Below are 19,703 nucleotides of genomic sequence, written 5' to 3'. Positions count from 1 at the left end.
CATCTTCCTGTTCAGCGGCTGGGAGGGGTCGTCGGCGCCTTCTCACTCAGATCCGACCGGCGCGGATTGACGATGCCGATCCCCGAGATGATGCCTCCCGCGACCAGGAGCACGCCCGTGACGATCGCCGCCCGGTGGAAGCCGGCGACATCCAGGTTCGAACCCACGATGAGACCCGCGGCCGCCACTGCGACAAGACCTGCCACGCGCGAGACGGCGTTGTTCACGGCCGACGCGATGCCCGCCCGAGCCTGCTCGATCGAGCCCAGGATGGCCGACGTCAGCGGCGCGACGGTGATCGTCAGGCCCAGGCCGAATACGACGATGCCGGGAAAGACCTCGCTCCAGTAGTCGGCAGAAGAGGAGATGCGCAATAGCAGGAAGAAGCCGATGCCGCCGATGATCGGACCGACGAACATGAAGAGTCGGGAACCGTGTCTGCCTGCCAGCCGACCGACCTGCGTCGAGAGGGCGATGCTGATGATGGTCGTCGGCAGCATGCTCAGGCCAGCCAGCGTGGCCGAGTATCCGGCCACCTGCTGCAGGAAGACGGCCAGAAGAAACGTACCGAGCGACAGGGCGCCGTAGATGAAGAGCGTCGAGACATTGCCCACGGAGAAGTTGCGCACGCGAAAAAGCGAGAGCGGCATCATCGGCTGCGTCGTTCGTCGCTCGTGCAGGATGAAGAGCACGAACGACACGATTCCGACCACTGCGGATATCACGATGACCGGGCTCGTCCACCCGAAATTGGACTGCTCGATGAGGGCGAAGACCGGAAGGCCGAGTCCCACGATGCCGAGCACGGCCCCGAGCACGTCGACACGCGCGCCGACCGCAGCAGGCCGATCATGCGGAAGTCGGGCGAGAAAGAAGAGCGTCACGGCAATCGGCACGACGTTGATGGCGAACACGAGGCGCCACGAGGCGAGGTCGACCAGGAGGCCGCCGATGAGCGGGCCGGCGAGGAACGCCGTGCTCGTCCAGGCGGTCCACGACCCGATCGCCTTCGCCTGCGCGGGGCCGGAGAAGGTCGAGAGGATGAGTGCGAGCGAGCTCGGAACCAGAAGCGCGCCCGCGACGCCCTGGAGCGCCCGCGCCCCGATGAGCACGCCGGCCGTCGGCGCGACAGCGCAGATCAGTGACGCGACGCCGAACCCCACCACGCCCCAGAACAGCACCTTCTTGCGCCCGAATGCATCGGACAGGGAGCCGGCCAGCAGGATGATCGAGCCGAGGGTGATGAGGTAGGCGTCCATCACCCACTGCTGGGTCACGATCCCGCCGCCGAGTTCGCGCGTCATGGCGGGCAGGGCAACCGTGATGACGGTACCGTCGAGGAACGCCACGAAGGCGGAGAGCACGGCGACGATCAAGACGAGTCGCTGCACAACGGGGGTGGGTGGTGTGGACACATCCCTAGCTAACTGCACGGCGGGCGATTCCGTTACCGCCGAGCTCGTTAACCTCTCGTCCACCTCGAAACCCTAGAGTTCGATCGCCGCGTGGGCATGCGGCGATCGAAACCCCAGGAGACTTCCGTGACCGACTCCCTCGCTGGCCGCGGACTCCTTCTGGGCAGCGAACGAACACCGCCCCCGCGAACCCTCGTCGACATCCTGCGCGACTCGGCCGCCAGGCATCCGGAATCGGCCGCGCTCGCCGACGCGAACGGATCGATCAGCTACCGCGGGCTGGTGCGACTCGTGTCGCAGGCCGCCGTGGCACTCTCGATCGCCGGCGTGCGGCGCGGCGACAGGGTGGGCATCCGCATCCCGTCAGGCGATCGCACCCTCTACATCTCGATCCTCGCCGTGCTGGCGCTCGGCGCAGCCTACGTTCCGGTCGATGCCGACGACCCCGACGAGCGGGCGGAGCTCGTGTTCGGCGAGGCGGATGTCGTGGGCTTCATCGGCGCCGACGGGGCGATCGTGCCGCGCACCTCGGCCGACGGCACCCGGCGCCTCGATTCGCGCGCGAGCGTGGCAGTCGAGCCGGTGCGCACGGGCACGGGCACGGGCACGGGCACCATCACCACCGTCGGCTCGCCCACCCCCGACGACGACGCGTGGATCATCTTCACCTCGGGCTCGACAGGTGTTCCCAAGGGGGTCGCGGTCACCCATCGGTCTGCCGCCGCGTTCGTCGACGCAGAGGCCCGGATGTTCCTGCAGAGCGAGCCGCTCGACCAGGGCGACCGGGTGCTCGCGGGGCTCTCGGTGGCCTTCGACGCGTCGTGCGAGGAGATGTGGCTCGCCTGGCGGCACGGAGCGTGCCTCGTGCCCGCGCCCCGCTCCCTCGTGCGTTCGGGCGCCGACCTCGGGCCGTGGCTCATCGCCCACGGCATCACGGTCGTCTCGACGGTTCCCACCCTGGCGGGACTCTGGCCTGCGGAGTCGCTCGAGAACGTACGCCTGCTCATCTTCGGGGGCGAGGCCTGCCCGCCCGAGCTCGCGACGCGACTGGCCACACCGGCGCGTGAACTGTGGAACACCTACGGACCGACGGAGGCGACCGTCGTCGCTTGCGGCGCCCTTCTCGACGGATCGACGCCCGTTCGCATCGGGCTCCCTCTCGACGGCTGGGATCTCGCCGTCGTCGACGCGGCCGGGAACCCGGTCGGCGAGGGCGAGGTCGGCGAGCTCATCATCGGCGGCGTGGGCCTCGCCCGCTACCTCGACCCGGCGAAAGACGCCGAGAAGTACGCGGCGCTGCCCAGCCTCGGCTGGCCCCGCGCCTACCGCAGCGGAGACCTGGTGCGCTTCGAGCGTGCGGGACTCGTCTTCCAGGGCCGTGCCGACGACCAGGTCAAGCTGGGCGGCCGGCGCATCGAGCTCGGCGAGATCGAGGCGGCGTTGCAGGCCCTGTCCGGCGTCGCCGGGGCGGCCGCCGTGGTGCAGACAACGGCCGCGGGCAATCAGGTTCTCGTCGGCTATCTCGCTCTCGAGGCGACGATCTCTGAGCGCGACTTCGACCGCGCCGCAGCCGTGACGCGGCTCCGCGAAGAGCTGCCGGCCGCCCTGGTTCCCGCCCTCGCCGTCATCGAGTCCATTCCGACCCGCATCTCCGGCAAACTCGACAGGTCGGCGCTTCCCTGGCCCCTCGCATCCGCAGATGGTGCCGGCCCTGCGGCCACGGCGGCCCAGCTCGGCGAGACCGCCGGATGGCTGGCCGGCTTATGGGCCGACGTTCTCGGCAGCACCGTCACCGACGAACGCGACGACTTCTTCGCGGCCGGCGGCGGCAGCCTGGCCGCCGCCCAGCTCACGAGCATGATCCGCTCGCGCTTTCCCGAGGCGCGCGTTTCCGACATCTACGACCATCCGCGCATCGGCGCGCTGGCGACCGAACTCGACGCACGGGTTCCGAGCGCTGCCACGGAGCCGCGCACGGTCGTCCCCACACCGCGCTCCATGCAGTGGGCACAGACTCTGCTCGGCATTCCGCTCCACCTCATCGTCGGCGCCCGCTGGAGCGTCTACCTGCTCGCCGCCAACGCGCTCCTCAGCGGCATCGCCGGCATCGACTGGCTTCCCTCCGTCTCGTGGTGGTGGCTCGTCGGCGCATTCCTTGTTTTCGTGACACCCCTTGGTCGCATGGCCGTCTCCGTCGTCGCCGCGCGTCTCCTCTTGCGTGGCGTCGCACCCGGCGCCTATCCCCGAGGCGGCCGGGTGCACCTGCGCCTCTGGCTGGCGGAACAGGTCGCCGCACTCGTCGGGGCCGCCAGCCTCGCGGGTGCACCCTGGATCTCCTACTACGCGCGGGCGCTGGGCGCGACGGTCGGCGAGGGCGTCGACCTGCACTCGCTGCCGCCGGTCACGGGAATGCTCACACTCGGCGCGCGGGCCGCGATCGAGCCGGAGGTCGACCTGTCGGGCTACTGGATCGACGGCGACGTTCTGCGCGTCGGCACGGTCACCATCGGTGCGGATGCGACGATCGGCTCTCGAAGCACCCTGCTGCCGGGCGCTCGGGTCGGCCGGGGCGCAGAGATCGCCGCGGGCTCGTCGGTCTTCGGCCGCGTCCCCGGGGGCGAACGCTGGGCCGGCTCCCCAGCCGAGCGCATGGGCAAGGCCCGCCCGGGCTGGCCCGCCGAGCGGCCGCCGCGCGCATCCGTCTGGGTCGTCGCCTACGGGGCCGGCTCGGTGCTGTTGTCTCTGCTGCCCCTGGTCGCGCTCGCCGTCGGCGCCCTGGTCACCGGCGCGATGGTGCGCGGTTCGGCCTCGCTCGGTGAACTCGCCCTGAGGGCCCTGGCATCGGTTCCCTTCGCGACGGTGGCCGCGGGCCTGATCTTCGCGGCGCTCGTCGTCGTGAGCGTTCGCCTTCTCGGCATGGGGCTCGCGCCGGGTCACTACCCTGTGCGATCGCGCGTGGGCTGGCAGGTCTGGGCCACCGAGCGCCTGCTCGACCAGTCGCGCACCCTCCTTTTTCCGCTCTATGCGAGCCTGGTCACCCCGGTATGGCTCCGGCTCCTGGGCGCCACGGTGGGCACGAACGTCGAGGCGTCGACGGTGCTGCTCCTTCCCGCCATGACCACCATCGGCGACCATGCCTTCCTCGCCGACGACACGATGGTCGCGTCGTACGAGCTCGGCGGCGGCTGGATGCGCATCGACGAGGCGAAGATCGGCCGGAGGGCGTTCCTCGGCAACAGTGGAATGACCGGCCCCGGCCGCACCGTTCCGAAGAACGGGCTCGTCGCCGTACTGTCGGCGACGCCGCGCAAGGCCAAGTCCGGGTCGTCGTGGCTCGGCAACCCGCCGGTTCGACTGCGCCGTGCCGTCGCCGAATTCGACGAGAGCCGAACCTACGAACCGCCGACGTCGCTGAGGGTGGCACGCGCCCTGTGGGAGCTGTGCCGGCTCGTGCCCGTCATGATCACCGGTGCAATCGGCCTGGGCGTCCTCCTCGCACTCGAGTTGCTCCACATCCAGCTCGGCCTGGGTTGGACGATCGCGCTGTCGGGCCTGGTCATGCTTGCGGCAGGCGCGGTCGCGGCAGTCGTCACAACCGTCGCCAAGTGGACGATCGTCGGCCGAATCCGGGCCACCGAACATCCGCTGTGGTCGTCGTTCATCTGGCGCAACGAGGTGTCGGACACGTTTGTCGAGATGGTGGCGGCACCGTGGTTCGCCCGCGCCGCGACGGGCACGCCCGCCCTCGCGCTGTGGCTGGCGTCGCTCGGCGCCCGCATCGGCCACGGAGCGTGGATCGAGACCTACTGGCTTCCCGAGGCCGATCTCGTGCAACTCGGCGACGGATCGAGCGTGAACCGCGGCTGCGTCGTGCAGACGCACCTGTTTCACGACCGCGTGATGTCGCTCGATACAGTCGTGATCGCATCCGGAGCGACCCTCGGCCCGCACAGCGTCATCTTGCCCGCGGGGCGAATCGACCACGGCGCAACGGTGGGACCAGCATCGCTCGTGATGCGCGGCGAGACCGTTCCGGTCGCCAGCCGGTGGACCGGCAACCCCATCGCCCCGTGGAATACTTGAGCGACCCCATGCCGCACTCACGCTCCCACCCCAGTCACGGGTCTCTGACCATAGGCGACACCTACGTTCCGTACAGCGGCAACGGTGGCTACACGGTCTCGCACTACGACCTCGACCTCGACTACAAGGTCGCGAACAACCGGCTGGCCGCCACCGCCGTCATCACGGCCACGGCGACGCACGAGTTGAGCCGTTTCAGTGTCGACTTCTGCGGCCTCGTCGCAACCCGCGTGAGCGTCGACGGCATCGCACCCTCGAAGCTCGTCGAATCCGCGCGCAAACTCACCATCACCCCTGCCCGCACCATCGGGGCAGGCGACCAGTTCGTCGTGACCGTGCGCTACGGCGGGTCGCCTCGCCCCGTGCGGAGCGTCTGGGGCCAACTCGGGTGGGAGGAACTCAGCGACGGTGTGCTCGTCGCATCGCAGCCCTCGGGCGCGCCGAGCTGGTTTCCCTGCAACGACCATCCGAGCGACAAGGCCTCCTATCGCATCCGCATCACTGCGGAGTCGTCGTACTCGGTCCTGGCGAACGGCCGCCTGATCTCCCGGGTGCGACGGGCGAGCCGCACGACGTCGACGTTCGAGACCGTCGAGCCGATGGCCAGCTACTCGGCCAGCATCCAGATCGGGGCCTACCGCGAGGTCGTGCTCGCCCGTCTGCCGGTGGCGCAGAGCGTCTTCGCGCCGATCGACCTCATGGCTCGCGCCGAAAAGGACTTCGCCGACCAGCACCGCATGCTCGCCCTCTTCGAGCGATCGTTCGGCCCGTACCCCTTCGGCGAGTATTCGGTGGTCGTCACCGACGACAACCTCGAGATCCCCGTCGAAGCGCACGGGTTCGCCGTCTTCGGCAAGAACCACATCGACGGGCTCGGGCGCTCCGAGAGGCTCATCGCCCACGAGCTCGCGCATTCGTGGTTCGGCAACAGCCTCACCGCGACGACGTGGAAGGACATCTGGCTGCACGAGGGTTTCGCCTGCTACGCCGAATGGCTGTGGTCGGAAGAGGCAGGCGGGCCGACGGCAGACAGGCTCGCGCACCAGCACTGGGGCAGGTTGTCGCATCTCGCACAAGACCTCGCGATCGGCGATCCCGGCCCCGAATTGATGTTCGACGACCGGGTCTACAAGCGGGGCGCCCTGACCCTTCACGCGCTGCGCACGACCATCGGAGACGACGCCTTCTTCGAACTTCTCAGTTCCTGGGCCACCGAGAACCGCTACGGCAACGTCACGACAGAGGGTTTCTACCTGCACGCCCGCGAACGCAGCGCCGTCGACCTCGACGACCTCTTCGAGAGCTGGCTCTTCACAAAGCGCCTGCCGGTGCTGCCGAGCTGAGCGCGCCTCGTGTGGCGGGTGCTAGTCGATGAGCAGGGCGGCGACGGGCTCATGACCGAGCATCACGACGGTGAGCACCAGGGACGGGTCGTCTAGGGGCACGTCGACGATGACCGCGCCGGGCACGATGCCGGATGCGAGGTCGACGGTCGTCAGGTCGAGGCGCAGACCGCGCCCGGTCGCCTTGAGATAGGCCTCCTTGCGCGACCACAGGCGGGTGCGCAGCAGGGTGCGGGTCTGGTCGGGCTCATCGTCGATGAGGTCGCGTTCTGCATCCGCGAAGGCCACCTCGTCGACGCGCGTCCGCGAGACCTGCACGAGTGATTCGAGGTCGACGCCGAGATCGTCACCGCGGGCGTCGATCGAGACGGCGGTGACGATGATGCCCGCCGCCGAGGTCTTGCTCACGACGATCTCCGATCCATCGCGCGCTCGTGGCACGACCACGCGGGGTTTGCCGTGCGGCCGGCCGCAGTCGTCGCAGCGCGAGTCGAGCACGACTCTGTCACTCGGCACGCCGGCGACGGATGCGACGGCGCGTTCAAGCGCGTCGGGCGCCGGTATCGGCTCCCTTCGCACCCAGACGTGCCGGGTCGTCATCCGAGAACGGGCTCGTGCAGCACGGGAAAGTTGACCGAGTTCGCGATGAAGCACTTCTCGCTCGCCTCGCCGTGCAGCGATCTGGCCAGCTCGGCCTGCGTCGGATCGGCGAGTTCGACTCTCGGGTGCAGCGTCGCCGAGGTGAAGCGTCCCCCACCCGTGCGGTCGAGAGCGAGGCTTGCGGTCGCCTCGTCGGTGTATCCCGTCACCACGACGCCGTGCAGCACCGCTACGTGCAGGTACGAGAGCATGTGGCACTGGCTGAGCGCGGCCAGCAGCATCTCCTCCGGATTCCACCGGTCTCTATCGCCGTGGAACGTATGGTCGGCGCTGCCCTCGATCGCCTGCTTTCTTTCTGCTCCGATGAGGTGCTCACGACCGTAGTCGCGGTAGCCACTCGTGCCCGTGCCTCGATTTCCAAGCCACTCTACGGTCACGGTGTAGGAATGCTGCGCTTTCACTCGATCAGCCTAACGGGGCAGCGGTCGGAGGCGACGGTAAACTCGATCTCATCATGACTGACACGCTGAATTCCTCGTACACCGTCGCCCAAGAGCGCAAGGTCGTCACGGCGATCCCCGGTCCGCACAGCGTCGCGCTGCACGAGCGACGCCTGGCCGTCGTGCCGGTGGGGGTCGGCACCGCCCTGCCCATCTACATCGAGCGGGCGAACGGCGCGATCCTCGTGGATGCCGATGGCAACCAGTTCATCGACCTCGGCGCGGGCATCGGGGTCACCACGGTCGGTCACACCTCTGCCCGCGTGATCGAGGCCGCGACCGCGCAGCTCGGAAAGGTCACACACACGCTCTTCACCGTCACGCCGTATGAAGAGTACGTGCGGGTCGCCGAGCTCCTCGCCCAGCACACTCCGGGCGACTTCGCCAAGAAGACGGTGCTCGTCAACTCCGGCGCCGAGGCCGTCGAGAACGCGGTCAAGATCGCGCGTAAATACACGCGGCGCACGGGAGTGGCCGTTCTCGAACACGCCTACCACGGTCGCACCAATCTGACCATGGCCATGAACTTCAAGGCGGCTCCGTACTCCACCGGATTCGGACCGTTCGCGGGCGACGTCTACCGCGCACCGAACTCCTACCCGTACCACGACGGCCTCACCGGTGCAGAAGCCGCTCTCCGCACCATCGGCTACCTCGAGAAGACGGTCGGCGCCTACGACCTCGCCTGCCTCGTAGTCGAACCGATCCAGGGTGAGGGCGGATTCGTCGTTCCCGCCGACGGCTACCTGCCCGCGTTGCAGCAGTGGTGCACAGAGAACGGCGTCGTCTTCATCGCCGACGAGATCCAGAGCGGAATGGCCCGCACCGGCGCCTACTTCGCCAGCGAGCATTTCGGCCTGGTTCCCGATATGGTCCTGAGTGCCAAGGGCATTGCGGGCGGGCTCCCCCTCGCGGGCGTTACCGGACGAGCCGAGATCATGGATTCCGCCCTCCCGGGCGGCCTGGGCGGAACGTTCGGCGGCAACCCCGTCGCCGCGGCGGCGGCCGTCGCCGTCTTCGAGCAGATAGAGAGCGACGGTCTCCTCGCCGAGGCGACACGAATCGGTCAGACCCTCCTTACGGGTCTCGAGGCCCTGGCCTCCACGTACGACATCATCGGCGACATCCGGGGCATCGGGGCGATGATCGCGATCGAACTGGTGCAGCCCGGCACGGGTTCGACGACGAAGGAGCCCAACCCCGCAGCTGTCGACGCGATCGTGTCCTACGCCGCATCCCAGGGCGTTCTGGTTCTGAACGCGGGAACCTATGGCAACATCGTGCGCTTCCTCCCCAGTCTCGCCATCTCCGACGAACTCCTCGCCGACGCCCTCGGGGTTATCGACGACGCGATGGCTACCCTCCGATGACGGCTGCCGCGTCCGACGGGGAATCCGCGGCCGCCGCGCCCGCCGCGCCCCTGGGCGCCGTGACGATCGATGCTGCCGTCGAGCTGGCGGTTCTCGAGCGCAGCGGCTTCGTCGAATCGCGTCACATCGGCGCCGCCGTCGTCGTCGGCCCCTCGGGTGACGTGCTGAGTGAGCTCGGCGACGCCAACGCACCCGTTTTTCCCCGGTCGAGCCTCAAGCCGTTTCAAGCGCTGGCTGTCCGCGAGACCGGTGTGCGCCTCACCCCCCTGCAGACCGCGCTCTCCATGGCGAGCCATCACGGAACGCCTCGCCATGTCGAGGTCGTGCGAGACATCCTGCGGCTGGCCTCCCTCGACGAGTCGGCCCTCGGTTGCCCCCCGGATTGGCCCGGCGACCGCGCGGCCCGCGATGACGTGATCCGGGCGGGCGGTGGTGCGCAGCCCATCTATATGAACTGCTCCGGCAAGCACGCCGCGATGCTGCTCGCGTGCGTTCAGCAGGGCTGGAGCACGACCGATTACCTCGACCCAGCCCACCCCATGCAGCTGCGCGTCCGCGAGGTCATAGAGCGGGAGACCGGTGACGGAATTGCCGCCTCCGGCGTCGACGGGTGCGGTGCTCCCGTGCACGCGATCTCCTTGCGCGCGCTCGCACGGGGCGTGTCTCACATCGCGCGGGGCGCGACGGCCGATTCGGCATGGCTCGTCGAATCGGTGCTCGCGAACGGCTGGGCGATCGATTCCCCGAACGAGCAGAACACCCTGGTCATCGACGAACTCCAGCTCTTCGCTAAGCTCGGCGCCGAGGGAGTGATGGTCATGTCGACCCGATCCGGGGTGGCCGTCGCACTGAAGATTCTCGATGGCGGCCTGCGCGCCGCCGCGATCGTGGCGCTCGAACTGCTCGTTCGCGCCGGCGCCGTCGCCCGCAGTGACGTCGACACGCTGCTCGGCCGGTTCGACCTCGCGGTGCTCGGCGGTGGAGTTTCCGTCGGACGAATCAGGGTCACCGCCTGAGATCGAATCTGCTGACCGCGCCATCGGGGGTGAGCAGCCATTGCACGCTTCTACCGCGCTCCATGGGCGGAGGCAGGTCGCGACGACGGGTCAGCGAGCGAAAATCGCTGAGAGTGCACCCGTCGAAGTACACGGGGATCCGGCTTCGGAGCCCCGCGAACGTGGTGTAGGCGGCGACCCAGGCGTCCGGCGTGCCGACGAGCCATGTCGACTGATCGGTCTCAGGTGAAAAGGTCGACACGGCAGCACGATCGCCGACGTCGACGAGCCTGACCTCCGGCGGAACAGCCTCCGTCTGTCGGTCGAGGTACAGCGAGGGTCGGGAGGCGACGACCAGCAGGAGGAGCGGCGGCTGTCGACGACCATCCCGGGAGTGGCGCGACGGCGGCGCCATCCGCGTCGGAGACGGCATTCGCGTCGGCGACAGGGGCGGCGTTCTCGCAACCTGCAGCCGCGCACCCCTCCAATGCCCGGCCCCCGGAGGAAGGCGGGGGTCGTGGTGGCTCCCCGTGCCTTCGGCGACGATGTACTCCTGGCGACTCGCGAACCTCAGAAGGATGCGTTCGGAAAACAAGGGGGCCAGCGCGGTCAGGGGCGCGGCCAATCGCTGGGCCGTGGCGACGAGCGTGATGCTGCACGAATGGCCGTCTCTCAGGATCGTGGTCAGCTCGGAGACCAGCTCTGTCTGATACTCGGACTCGAAATATCTCAACGTCGCATCGAGGTCGTCGATGAGAACGATGACCGGCCGCTGCGACCCTCCCTCCGCCTGACGTCGACGGCACAGGGCGACGACATCACGCACCGAGTCCCACAGCTCTTCGACCCCCGAGCCGATGGTGATCACCGACGGCGCCTGGTGTGCGATCGTGGTCAGAAGCGTCGACTTACCCGACCGCGACGAGCCGAGAACCAGCAGAGATCCGTGCTCACCGGGATCGTACGCAGCCGGTGGCTGTCGCTGCTCGTCGGGTAGGTCGAGCAGCCCGATCGCGAAGCCCGAGGGCGGCGAGGGCACGTCGGCGAGCATGATGTCCTGCGACAGAGCGGGCAACCACGGGGTTCGGATGCTCGTAACGGTCGACATCGACGAGTCGATTCCCGCGGCATCCGTGTGTGCTATCTGAACACTGACCGGCGTCCGCCCGCCGATGGAGACGAGGCAGCGACCCCGATGCGCCGGCGAGAGCATCGAGGCCGCGGGACTTCCGATGATGGCGGTCGAGTCGGCCGCATTGTTCACGCGAAGCGACAGTCGGAGTTCGCAATTGGCGAGCAAGGAGTCTCGGACGACACCGGACGGCCTCTGCGTGCAGAGCACGAGGTGCATCCCCAGCGAACGACCTCGTGCCGCGATGTCGGCGAACACGTCGTGCAGTTGCGGGAACTCCGACAGCATGGCGGCGAACTCGTCGACGACTATCACGAGGCGAGGCAGACGGTCCTCCAGACGCGCATCGGAGATGTCTCGTGCTCCCGACTCGCGGAGTATCCTTTCCCGCCATCGGATCTCGGCCCTGAGGCTCGAGAGGGCTCGCTTGGCCCCGCCCGGATCGAGATCGGTGATGAGTCCGACACACTGGTCGAGTGCGGTCAGAGGGTCGAACGCGGCACCTCCCTTGAAGTCCACCAGCAGAACAGTGAACACCGATGCGTCATAGGAGCGCGCCAGGGCGCTCACCCACGTGACGAGAAGCTCGCTCTTACCGCTTCCCGTGGTGCCTGCGACCACCGCGTGCGGCCCCTGTTCGACGAGATCGAGTCTGAAGACCTCTCCGTTCTCGCCGACTCCGATCGCCGCCCCGAGGCTCGACGACGGCATCACGCGTTCGCCTCCAACCGGCTGCCCCGAGAGCTTCTCGAGCTCCGACATCGAGAGCCGCGATGGCAGCTCGTAGACCTCACGGGCTGCCCTCCTCGTCTGCCGTGCGAGTCTCTCGCACAGCGCCTCCGCCTGATCGACCGAGACGAATTCACCCTCTATGCGAAACGGCGTCGAGCGTCGAGCGTGGCGAAGCACTATGGCCCTGGCGGCGGATTCGACGGCGATGACGACGGTCGCCTCGGCCGGCACGGAGTCGAGTGATTCTGCGACCACGACGAACGTCGAACTCAACGGTCTTCGAGCTCCGTCGAGCGCTCCGAGTTGCACCGCGTCGACACCGGAGTGAGGAAGAAATTCGGCCCATTCCCATTCGCGGGAGCGCCCGGTCTTCGACTCCGCATTCGCCAGGAATACCCCTGCGTCGGGCGAGATCGCCGCGGCCAGTTGCACTGCGTATCCGCGAGCCAGCGCGTCGACGAGCGGCCACGCCCCGACGACCGCGATTCGTGCGGGAGCTGGGGCGAGCACCGGCGCCATCCTCAGCACACGCGCGTCGGCACGCAACCGGCGCGTTTCGTCATTGTCGTCGTCGGCTACCCCCTCCACCCGGATGCCGCTGATCACCGGACCTCGGCCGAGGCGGACCAACGGCTGCCCTGCCGCCGTGGCCGTAAAAGCATTGACCTGTCGTTCGAAAATCGACCGCGCGGACGGGGCCTGCTGCGCGAGCGCCTCGATCTCGCGTGTGTGAAGCGCCTCGACCCGCCGCGTGAAGGTGCGGCGTCTCCTCACGAAGTCCGCGTCGTTTCGCCGCCTGGCCCGTCGGCCGCTGACCTTGCCGTCAAAGAGACTCGCTACGGCCAGAACCGGCGAGAGCAGTGCGAACACGAGAGCGAGCGGCGAATGCAGAACGAACCAGACGATGACGGCAACGCCGAGCGGTGCAAGCGACCCCAGAAGGGGAAAGTGAGGCCTCGGAGGCGGATCGGCCCTGCGGGGGACGACGACAGGGTCCGTGGCAATCGGATCGTCGCCAGAGATGTCGACAGAGACCTCGACATCGACCGTGCCATCGTCTCGTTTTTCACCCGGCAAGGACTCGTCACGGGAGCGGGTCGAGCGACGTCGAGACATGTGCATGCACCGAGTAGACCCTTCGCACACGCCCAGGGGGTCGAACTGGACCGTATCCGTGGACAGGTTCTGCAAAACAGCTCCTGTGGAGCGCAGGTACCCTCAGTCTCAGAATATGTCGAAGTGCTGCTCGCCGATGCGGATGCGCGTGCCTCGTGCCACTCCATACCGTTCGCCCGGCAGCGCGTCCACCGGTTCGTCATTCGACGCGAAAATGGATGTGCCGTTGCCGGAGTTCCTGTCGCTGATCCAGAACAGGCCGTCTTCGATACCGAACTCGAGATGAGTCTTCGACACGCTCAGCTGCGGGTCTACGATTCGTACGATCTCGAGCTGAGGCTCGTTCAGGGCGGGCACCGGATTCCGACCTATCAAGCCCGGTCCTCGAATGACGACGCTCTCACCGGTACTGAACACCAGCCGAAAGCTCGCCCGCGCCTCGGCCGTGCTCGCTGCCGTACGAGCGGGAGGTGCGGCCGCCTCGCGACGACCGGAAACGGCGCCTAAACCGGGACCGGGCAACGGCGTCACGTGCTGGGTGTCGCTCAACGCAGACGCGGCGAGCACGGAACTGCCGCATTCCCCACAGAACATCGCGCCATCAGGAAGGACGGTGCCGCAGGTCTTGCATCTCACGGAGCTCACGGCGTGGGCACGCTCGGTCGAGTCGACTCGATCTCGTCGACCGCCAGGGTCACGTCGAGCACGAGTACGGTCACGTTGTCTCTGCCGCCGTTCGCCAGCGAAGCCGCCACGAGCTCGCTCGCAGCCAGCTCGGCCGATTCTGCGGTTGCGAGGTAGTGCCGGATGCCGTGGTCGGTCAACTCCTTCGTCAGTCCGTCGGAGCAGACGAGGATGCGCTGGCCCGGCTCCACCGGAATGAGCGAGTAGTCGGGCACCGGCTTTTCATGAAAACCGACGGCGCGGGTGATCACGTTGCTGTCGGGGTGAACGTCGGCCTGCTCCCGGGTGATGAGACCGGCGGCCACCATCTCCTGAACCACGGAATGATCGGTCGTGACCTGATCGAGCACATCGTCGGCGAAAACATAGACCCGGGAGTCACCGATATTGAAAACCGCCCACTGCGCTTCGTCGTCGACGATGGTGAGCGCGACCCCTGTGACGGTCGTGCCCGTGCCGAGGACGCTTTCGTCGCCCACGCGGTCTATGTCGGCGAGAGCCGATTCGAGCGCGTGATCGATCGTGTCCGCATCGACGTAGGCCCTGCCCGTGATGTCTCCGAGGCGGGTCACGACCGCGGCGCTGGCGATGTCGCCGGCGGAGTGGCCGCCCATGCCGTCGGCCACCGCGAACAGCGGAGGGTTCGCGACGACGCTGTCCTCGTTGACGGCGCGTTTGTTACCCCGATCTGACAGAAACGACCAGGTCAAGGTCAGGGTCGTGTCTGCGCCGCCGGGAAGCACAACGCTCACATGGGCGGCGCTGTCACCGATCTGGGTCACGGGGCTCTTCTCCTCGACGTGCGGAACAGGAACGGGCGCCTGCGACGGTGCGCGGGGCGTTCGGCTCGGTCAATCTGCTGCAGGAAGTACCTCGATGACATTGCCGTCGCCGATTTCGACCCTGCTGTACGGGGGAAGAACGATCGAATCCCCCTGCTGCAACTTTATCCGAGGCGACCCGGGCAGGGTGACTGCCGTGCCGTTCGTGGACTTCAGGTCGGTCACCACCACCTCTCGACCTCGTTGCACGATGTGGAGGTGCGACGCGGAGACCTCGCGCGTGGGCGACGGCACTTCGACGAGAATCACTTGATCGCTTCCGAGCTGACGGGGCCCCCGAGGGCGCCGCCCGATGTAGACGGGCACGTGCAGTTCGAACGGCGCATGCGATCCGATTCTGACGCGGCAGGGGCGCAGGCGGGGCGCAGCCACAGGTGCTGCACGAAGATTCTCGGGTGAGCCGCCGTGACGAGGTCGACGCCTCTCGGGGGCACGCTCGAGCGTGATCTCGCTGTCATCTCGCTCGGCATCAACGGTGTGCCCTCGCGGATTCGCGCGCATCGCCACAGGGTCGACGATCGTAGAACTTTCGTCGAGCATCCACACGACCGAATCGGCGGATGCCGCACCGAGCACCAGGGGCAGCTCCGTTCCCGAGACGGTGAGCACGTCGGCGAGGGCGCTCGGTCGCGCTCCCCCACCGATGCGCAGGCCGGTCACGCCGGAGAACGAGGCCAGGTGCCACGGCTGGAGACCCTGCGAGGAGAAGCGCCGGGGCGCAGCATCCTCCGTGTGCACATCGACGAACGAATCGCCACGAGCGACGACCGACACGATGCGAGTCGCCGAATGCTCCGACTCCACCGCGGCCACCGCGAACGAGGCCACCGCGTCGGCGCCGAGCGACGGTATGACCTGAACGACCCGCTCGAACGACGAAGCGACGCTCGACATCTCGCCCCACAGCCGCGACAGCACGGCTGGCGGGCATTCGCCTGCAATTACGGCGACCAGCCCGGGGGCGACGACCACTGTGCGGGCGCCCCGCGACGAGGCCGCCACGTACACGACCCTGCCCGGGTTGTTGCGTTCTGCTGCCACACGTCGAGCCTAATCGTAAGAAGTTCGACGGCGCCGCACACACGAACCGCTCGAGAACGGTGCTCTGCTGCCCGTGATCACGCGGGCGTCCTGCCTACCCAATCGGGGACCCGCCCCATGCCGACCAGCTGTTCGAAGAGACGGGCCAGTTCATAGCCGGGCCCGATCGACAGCGCCTCGTCGAGGTAGTCTCCCGCAGCGGAGCCCTGTCCGCGAGCCCACTCGAACCACGCGAGCATCGTGAGGGGCGCCAGCTGCCACGGTCTCGCAGAGAGCGACACGAGGCGCCGCAGAAGTCGCACGGCCCCCTCCACTCGCAATCCGTCCGGGCTGATCCTTCCCTCGCCGACGAATGTTTCGAGGATGGACCCGGCGGGCACGGCCGCACCAGCCTGCAGCGTCTGCGTGTCGACGGCGGCACGGTCGCCGGCGTCGTTTCCCCAGGCCATCAACATCAGCACGCAGTCACGGACCCCCTTGTCCCTGATGCTCCAGAGCAGGGCAGCGACCGCTTGCGGGGGAATGTCGGAGGGTGTGGATTCGAGCGCGTCCGTCCACAGCACGGAGGCCGTCGACCACGTCCAGAGCCTCTCCCGGTCGTGGGCATCGTGGGTGATTGCGGCCGACGCCGCGGCCACCTCGTCGCGTAGCCCGACCGGCCCCGTCGATATCGGCGGCGCACCCTGGGCGACGCCCACGACATCACGCGGCGCCCCCACGCGATCGAGTTCCGACTCGATTCTCATCGTCTCTTGGTCGTCGAACACCCCGTGCTCTGCGTCGAGGTATGACGCCCAGGCGCGACCCGAACAGCACATCGCGTCGACGATGCCGAGTCCGGCCGACGCCATCCGCGTGACGATCGCCTCGACGAGTACCGGCCGCGGCGGCCTGTCCCGCGCAGACCAGGCCTCGTCGGTATAGACCGCCACGAGAACGGCATCGACGCGAGGTACCCGGCTGATGAGCCTGATGACGGCATCCGCGATGGCCCGCGGTTCCGCCTGTTCGGATTCTGCGGGAAGATCGACTCTCAGTGAGGCGGCCGTACGCCTGTTCTGAAAGGTCTGGACGACGATGCTGTTCGTGGGGGTATACCCCAGAATGCGAGGCAGGGCGACCAAGAAGTCGGCGGGCCTTTTCGCTTTAACCAAAGAAGTCATGCACGACAGGATCGTTCTGTTCATCGTCCACCCGTGCCCTCAGCCGCGGTTCTGGGGACAAGCGCGCCTCCTTTCGACGCTGTGAGGGAGAAGCTTCCGCACATTCCCCCACCGCCGCCGATGTGCGCAGAGCATGCACGGCTCCTGCCACCGTCGTCAGCCCCGCACTGCGCGGCGATACTGTCGAAACATGACACGAGAACTGCTCACGACCGGAGATGACGGCATTCCGCGCTGCGGCTGGGTCTCCGATGACCCTGAATACCGCCGCTATCACGACGAGGAATGGGGCGCTCCCCTGCACGGTGACCAGGCGCTCTTCGAGACGATCGCACTGGAAGGATTTCAGGCAGGACTCTCGTGGATCACCATTTTGCGACGCCGACCCGCGTTCCGTTCAGCATTCGACGACTTCGCGATCGCACGCGTCGCTCGATTCGATCTCGCCACAGCCGAAGACCTCGCCCGCGATCCCTCGATCATCCGAAATCGCCAGAAGATCCGGGCCACGATTTCGAACGCCAGAACCATCGACCAGTTGGTTGCCGGCGATCCGGGTGCCCTCGATCGCCTGATCTGGAGCCACGCCCCGACGAAGCACGGTCGTCCCCGAACCGTCGACGAGGTGCTCACCGCCACCGACGCATCGACCGAACTCAGCAAGGCACTGCGCGGCCTCGGACTCACTTTCGTGGGCCCGACGACAATGCATGCCCTGATGCAGGCGGCAGGGCTGGTCAACGACCATGCCATCGGCTGCGCTCGGGGAGACGAGCTGGAGGCTGAGGCGAAACTGTGACTCAGTACGACGAGTTCTGCGGGCCGCCGGGCTGCGATGGCGCGTAGACGGGCCGGGCTTGGGGAACGTAGCGCAGCGCGGCGCTGGTGGGTCGCGCCCAGTCGGGTGCGACGAATATGCCCGCCATGGGCTGGGGATTCCACACGGAGCGGTCGAAAGCGACGATTCCCCACCAGACGTAGGGCACGAGAATGTAGAGCACGACCCACACGCCGGTCTTGGCGAACCTCAGACCGATGTTGTACGCGGCGAGGCAGATGAAGACGCTCGACGCGATGCCGACGAAGGGAACGACGGCGACGAGGGCCCACCAACCGGCCTGTCCACCGAGCTCGAGGAAGGTCCAGGAGTTGTAGACCGGCACCCAGCCTTTCCAGGCCGGCTCGCCTGCCTTCACGAAGATCTTGCTGAGAAACCACGAACCGATCACATAGACGGCTGCGACGAGCACCACATAGAAGGCAGAAAAGATGAGAGTGAAGAGGAGGCCGGCAGCGGTGCCGGTCGCGGAGCCGTCGGAGTCATAGGTCGCGATCATGCAGCAAGACTAGCGGCACACGGCAGCACGGCTCGGCTCGGGCAGCGAAGGAACCCTTTTTCAGGACCCTGACGTGAAGAGTCGAATTTCTCCCGGTTCGCCGAGTTCCATACGCTGTCCCGCCGTTGCCGCCACCGCGAATACCTCGTCGACGGAGGTCAGATCGCGGCCATGAAGCAGCAGTGCGCGCGTCAGGAGCCCTTTGGACTTCTTGTTGAAGTGATTGAGCGCCCGCACACTGCCGTCTTCAGCCTCTGTCACCACACGGAGAAACCAGGAATTCGTGCCCGCTGCCAGGGGCGAAAGCGCAACGTAGGCCTCCGACCTGAAATCAAGCACGAGATCGCCGGCCGAACCTATGTCGCTGGGCATGACCTGCGCCCACGTCTTCGCGAGGTGAATGCCCGGCAGTTTGGAGTCGTGCGACAGCCGGTAAGCCGGAATAGGATCCATGGCTCCGATGGGGCCGAGAAGCGCCGACTGGATCACGAGGTGGGAAGCGGCGAACCGCCGGGCGTCGGGCGGCAGGCTCAGGGAATCGAGGGCATCGAAGACGACACCGGTGTACCTGTCGATAGCCGGCATCGTCGGGGATGTCGTCACGCGACGATTGCGCGTCACTTCGGATCTCTGTCGTGCGCTGATCTTCAGCGCTCTCAGGGTCGCTTCCTCGTCGCGAGAAAGTGATCGAAGCTCGCGGATGATCCGCCGCCGGGTCGGCGCCAACGTCGGAAACCGTAATCGGGTCAGATCCAGCCGCGGACCCTCACCCCCCTCCCGCTTCGTCTCGGACGGCGGGAGGAGGATGAGCACGAGGTCGACTACCCGCTTGCGCTAAACGAGAGCCGCGTTGCGCGCCACGATGGTGATGGTGTTGTTCTCGACGGAGAGAAATCCGTCATCGGCCTGGGCCGTGATGCGGGTGCCGGAGTCTTGAGTCACCCGAACTTCACCCTCGGCCAGGATGGCCAGCAGAGGTTCGTGACCGGCCAGGATGCCGATCTCGCCCTCGACGGTCTTCGCGATGACCATTGTGGCCTCGCCCGACCACACTTCTTGGTCGGCCGAGACGACACTCACGGTAAGCGGCGAAGCCACGACTAGCCGTTCTCTTTCTCGATCTGGGCCCACTTCTCTTCGACGTCATTGATGCCGCCGACGTTGAAGAAGGCCTGCTCTGCAACATGGTCGAAGTCGCCATTGGCGATCGCCGAGAACGACTCGATGGTGTCTTTCAGCGGAACCGTCGAACCCTCCACGCCCGTGAACTTCTTGGCCATGTAAGTGTTCTGCGACAGGAACTGCTGGATGCGACGAGCGCGCGATACCGTGATCTTGTCTTCTTCGGAA

At 67.4% G+C, this 19,703-nt stretch carries 16 protein-coding genes and 2 pseudogenes; 5 read left to right on the top strand and 13 right to left on the bottom strand.

The genetic code is table 11. The features are described 5' to 3' along the window. Nucleotides 1-11: 11 nt before the first annotated feature. Complete coding sequence (locus ACE5CZ_RS00475; RefSeq protein ID WP_374945387.1) at nt 12-1,415, bottom strand: DHA2 family efflux MFS transporter permease subunit; 1,404 nt, start codon at nt 1,413-1,415, stop codon at nt 12-14. Nucleotides 1,416-1,511: 96 nt separating this feature from the next. Between ACE5CZ_RS00475 and ACE5CZ_RS00470 the strand changes: the two genes are divergently transcribed. Together ACE5CZ_RS00470 and ACE5CZ_RS00465 are read left to right on the top strand one after the other, a co-directional pair. Further along, nucleotides 1,512-5,498, top strand: a complete 3,987-nt coding sequence (locus tag ACE5CZ_RS00470) for a Pls/PosA family non-ribosomal peptide synthetase (protein WP_374945386.1) — start codon at nt 1,512-1,514, stop codon at nt 5,496-5,498. A gap of 8 nt (nt 5,499-5,506) precedes the next feature. Next, a complete protein-coding gene (locus ACE5CZ_RS00465) occupies nt 5,507-6,841 on the top strand; it encodes a M1 family metallopeptidase (protein WP_374945385.1) in 1,335 nt (444 codons plus the stop codon). Between the two features lie 21 nt (nt 6,842-6,862). On the opposite strand, the gene ACE5CZ_RS00460 is transcribed toward ACE5CZ_RS00465, so the two are convergent. Next, nucleotides 6,863-7,441, bottom strand: a complete 579-nt coding sequence (locus tag ACE5CZ_RS00460) for a 4'-phosphopantetheinyl transferase family protein (RefSeq protein ID WP_374945384.1) — start codon at nt 7,439-7,441, stop codon at nt 6,863-6,865. After that, nucleotides 7,438-7,902: an OsmC family protein gene (locus tag ACE5CZ_RS00455; protein ID WP_374945383.1), complete on the bottom strand. Its 465-nt coding sequence runs from the start codon at nt 7,900-7,902 to the stop codon at nt 7,438-7,440. The genes ACE5CZ_RS00460 and ACE5CZ_RS00455 overlap by 4 nt, the downstream gene beginning before the upstream one ends. 53 nt (nt 7,903-7,955) lie before the next feature. On the opposite strand from ACE5CZ_RS00455, the gene gabT reads away from it, so the two are divergent. Both gabT and ACE5CZ_RS00445 read left to right on the top strand, forming a co-directional pair. Continuing rightward, entirely contained in the window at nt 7,956-9,311 is a 1,356-nt protein-coding gene (gene gabT / locus ACE5CZ_RS00450) for a 4-aminobutyrate--2-oxoglutarate transaminase (protein ID WP_374945382.1), read from the top strand. Beyond that, nucleotides 9,308-10,327 (top strand): asparaginase, encoded by a 1,020-nt coding sequence (locus ACE5CZ_RS00445; protein ID WP_374945381.1) that lies wholly within the window; start codon nt 9,308-9,310, stop codon nt 10,325-10,327. The genes gabT and ACE5CZ_RS00445 overlap by 4 nt, the downstream gene beginning before the upstream one ends. On the opposite strand, the gene ACE5CZ_RS00440 is transcribed toward ACE5CZ_RS00445, so the two are convergent. The 6 genes and pseudogenes from ACE5CZ_RS00440 to ACE5CZ_RS00415 form a co-directional block, all read right to left on the bottom strand. Beyond that, entirely contained in the window at nt 10,317-13,292 is a 2,976-nt protein-coding gene (locus ACE5CZ_RS00440) for an FtsK/SpoIIIE domain-containing protein (RefSeq protein ID WP_374945380.1), read from the bottom strand. The genes ACE5CZ_RS00445 and ACE5CZ_RS00440 overlap by 11 nt on opposite strands. A gap of 102 nt (nt 13,293-13,394) precedes the next feature. Then, nucleotides 13,395-13,853, bottom strand: a complete 459-nt coding sequence (locus ACE5CZ_RS00435) for an FHA domain-containing protein (RefSeq protein ID WP_374945457.1) — start codon at nt 13,851-13,853, stop codon at nt 13,395-13,397. Between the two features lie 3 nt (nt 13,854-13,856). After that, nucleotides 13,857-13,922 (bottom strand): annotated as a pseudogene (locus ACE5CZ_RS00430) (zinc-ribbon domain-containing protein); the annotation flags it as partial. A 5-nt stretch (nt 13,923-13,927) separates the two neighbouring features. Continuing rightward, complete coding sequence (locus ACE5CZ_RS00425) at nt 13,928-14,752, bottom strand: PP2C family protein-serine/threonine phosphatase (protein WP_374945379.1); 825 nt, start codon at nt 14,750-14,752, stop codon at nt 13,928-13,930. Nucleotides 14,753-14,821: 69 nt separating this feature from the next. Further along, nucleotides 14,822-15,853 (bottom strand): FHA domain-containing protein, encoded by a 1,032-nt coding sequence (locus tag ACE5CZ_RS00420; RefSeq protein ID WP_374945378.1) that lies wholly within the window; start codon nt 15,851-15,853, stop codon nt 14,822-14,824. Nucleotides 15,854-15,930: 77 nt separating this feature from the next. Then, on the bottom strand, nt 15,931-17,016 hold the full coding sequence (locus tag ACE5CZ_RS00415; RefSeq protein WP_374945377.1) for a DUF4192 family protein: 1,086 nt from the start codon (nt 17,014-17,016) through the stop codon (nt 15,931-15,933). Nucleotides 17,017-17,206: 190 nt separating this feature from the next. On the opposite strand from ACE5CZ_RS00415, the gene ACE5CZ_RS00410 reads away from it, so the two are divergent. Further along, entirely contained in the window at nt 17,207-17,815 is a 609-nt protein-coding gene (locus tag ACE5CZ_RS00410; RefSeq protein WP_374945376.1) for a DNA-3-methyladenine glycosylase I, read from the top strand. A gap of 1 nt (nt 17,816) precedes the next feature. On the opposite strand, the gene ACE5CZ_RS00405 is transcribed toward ACE5CZ_RS00410, so the two are convergent. The 4 genes and pseudogenes from ACE5CZ_RS00405 to ACE5CZ_RS00390 all read right to left on the bottom strand — a co-directional run. Continuing rightward, entirely contained in the window at nt 17,817-18,353 is a 537-nt protein-coding gene (locus ACE5CZ_RS00405; protein ID WP_374945375.1) for a DUF5684 domain-containing protein, read from the bottom strand. A gap of 60 nt (nt 18,354-18,413) precedes the next feature. Continuing rightward, nucleotides 18,414-19,166, bottom strand: a complete 753-nt coding sequence (locus ACE5CZ_RS00400) for a YaaA family protein (protein WP_374945374.1) — start codon at nt 19,164-19,166, stop codon at nt 18,414-18,416. 21 nt (nt 19,167-19,187) lie between these two features. Then, entirely contained in the window at nt 19,188-19,451 is a 264-nt protein-coding gene (locus ACE5CZ_RS00395; protein WP_374945373.1) for a F0F1 ATP synthase subunit epsilon, read from the bottom strand. Between the two features lie 2 nt (nt 19,452-19,453). Beyond that, nucleotides 19,454-19,703: pseudogene (locus ACE5CZ_RS00390) on the bottom strand (F0F1 ATP synthase subunit beta); the annotation flags it as partial.

Origin of the sequence: Agreia sp. (assembly GCF_964263775.1) — a bacterium.
Taxonomy (GTDB): domain Bacteria; phylum Actinomycetota; class Actinomycetes; order Actinomycetales; family Microbacteriaceae; genus Agreia.
The sequence above is the reverse complement of the archived record's forward strand: the minus strand, read 5'-3'. Positions and strand labels throughout refer to the sequence as shown.

Coding starts and splice junctions, on each gene's coding strand:
- ACE5CZ_RS00470 (WP_374945386.1), top strand. CDS start 1,512: ATGCGGCGATCGAAACCCCAGGAGACTTCCGTGACCGACTCCCTCGCT.
- ACE5CZ_RS00465 (WP_374945385.1), top strand. CDS start 5,507: ATGCCGCACTCACGCTCCCACCCCAGTCACGGGTCTCTGACCATAGGC.
- ACE5CZ_RS00460 (WP_374945384.1), bottom strand. CDS start 7,441: ATGACGACCCGGCACGTCTGGGTGCGAAGGGAGCCGATACCGGCGCCC.
- gabT (WP_374945382.1), top strand. CDS start 7,956: ATGACTGACACGCTGAATTCCTCGTACACCGTCGCCCAAGAGCGCAAG.
- ACE5CZ_RS00445 (WP_374945381.1), top strand. CDS start 9,308: ATGACGGCTGCCGCGTCCGACGGGGAATCCGCGGCCGCCGCGCCCGCC.
- ACE5CZ_RS00440 (WP_374945380.1), bottom strand. CDS start 13,292: ATGCACATGTCTCGACGTCGCTCGACCCGCTCCCGTGACGAGTCCTTG.
- ACE5CZ_RS00415 (WP_374945377.1), bottom strand. CDS start 17,016: ATGACTTCTTTGGTTAAAGCGAAAAGGCCCGCCGACTTCTTGGTCGCC.
- ACE5CZ_RS00410 (WP_374945376.1), top strand. CDS start 17,207: ATGACACGAGAACTGCTCACGACCGGAGATGACGGCATTCCGCGCTGC.
- ACE5CZ_RS00405 (WP_374945375.1), bottom strand. CDS start 18,353: ATGATCGCGACCTATGACTCCGACGGCTCCGCGACCGGCACCGCTGCC.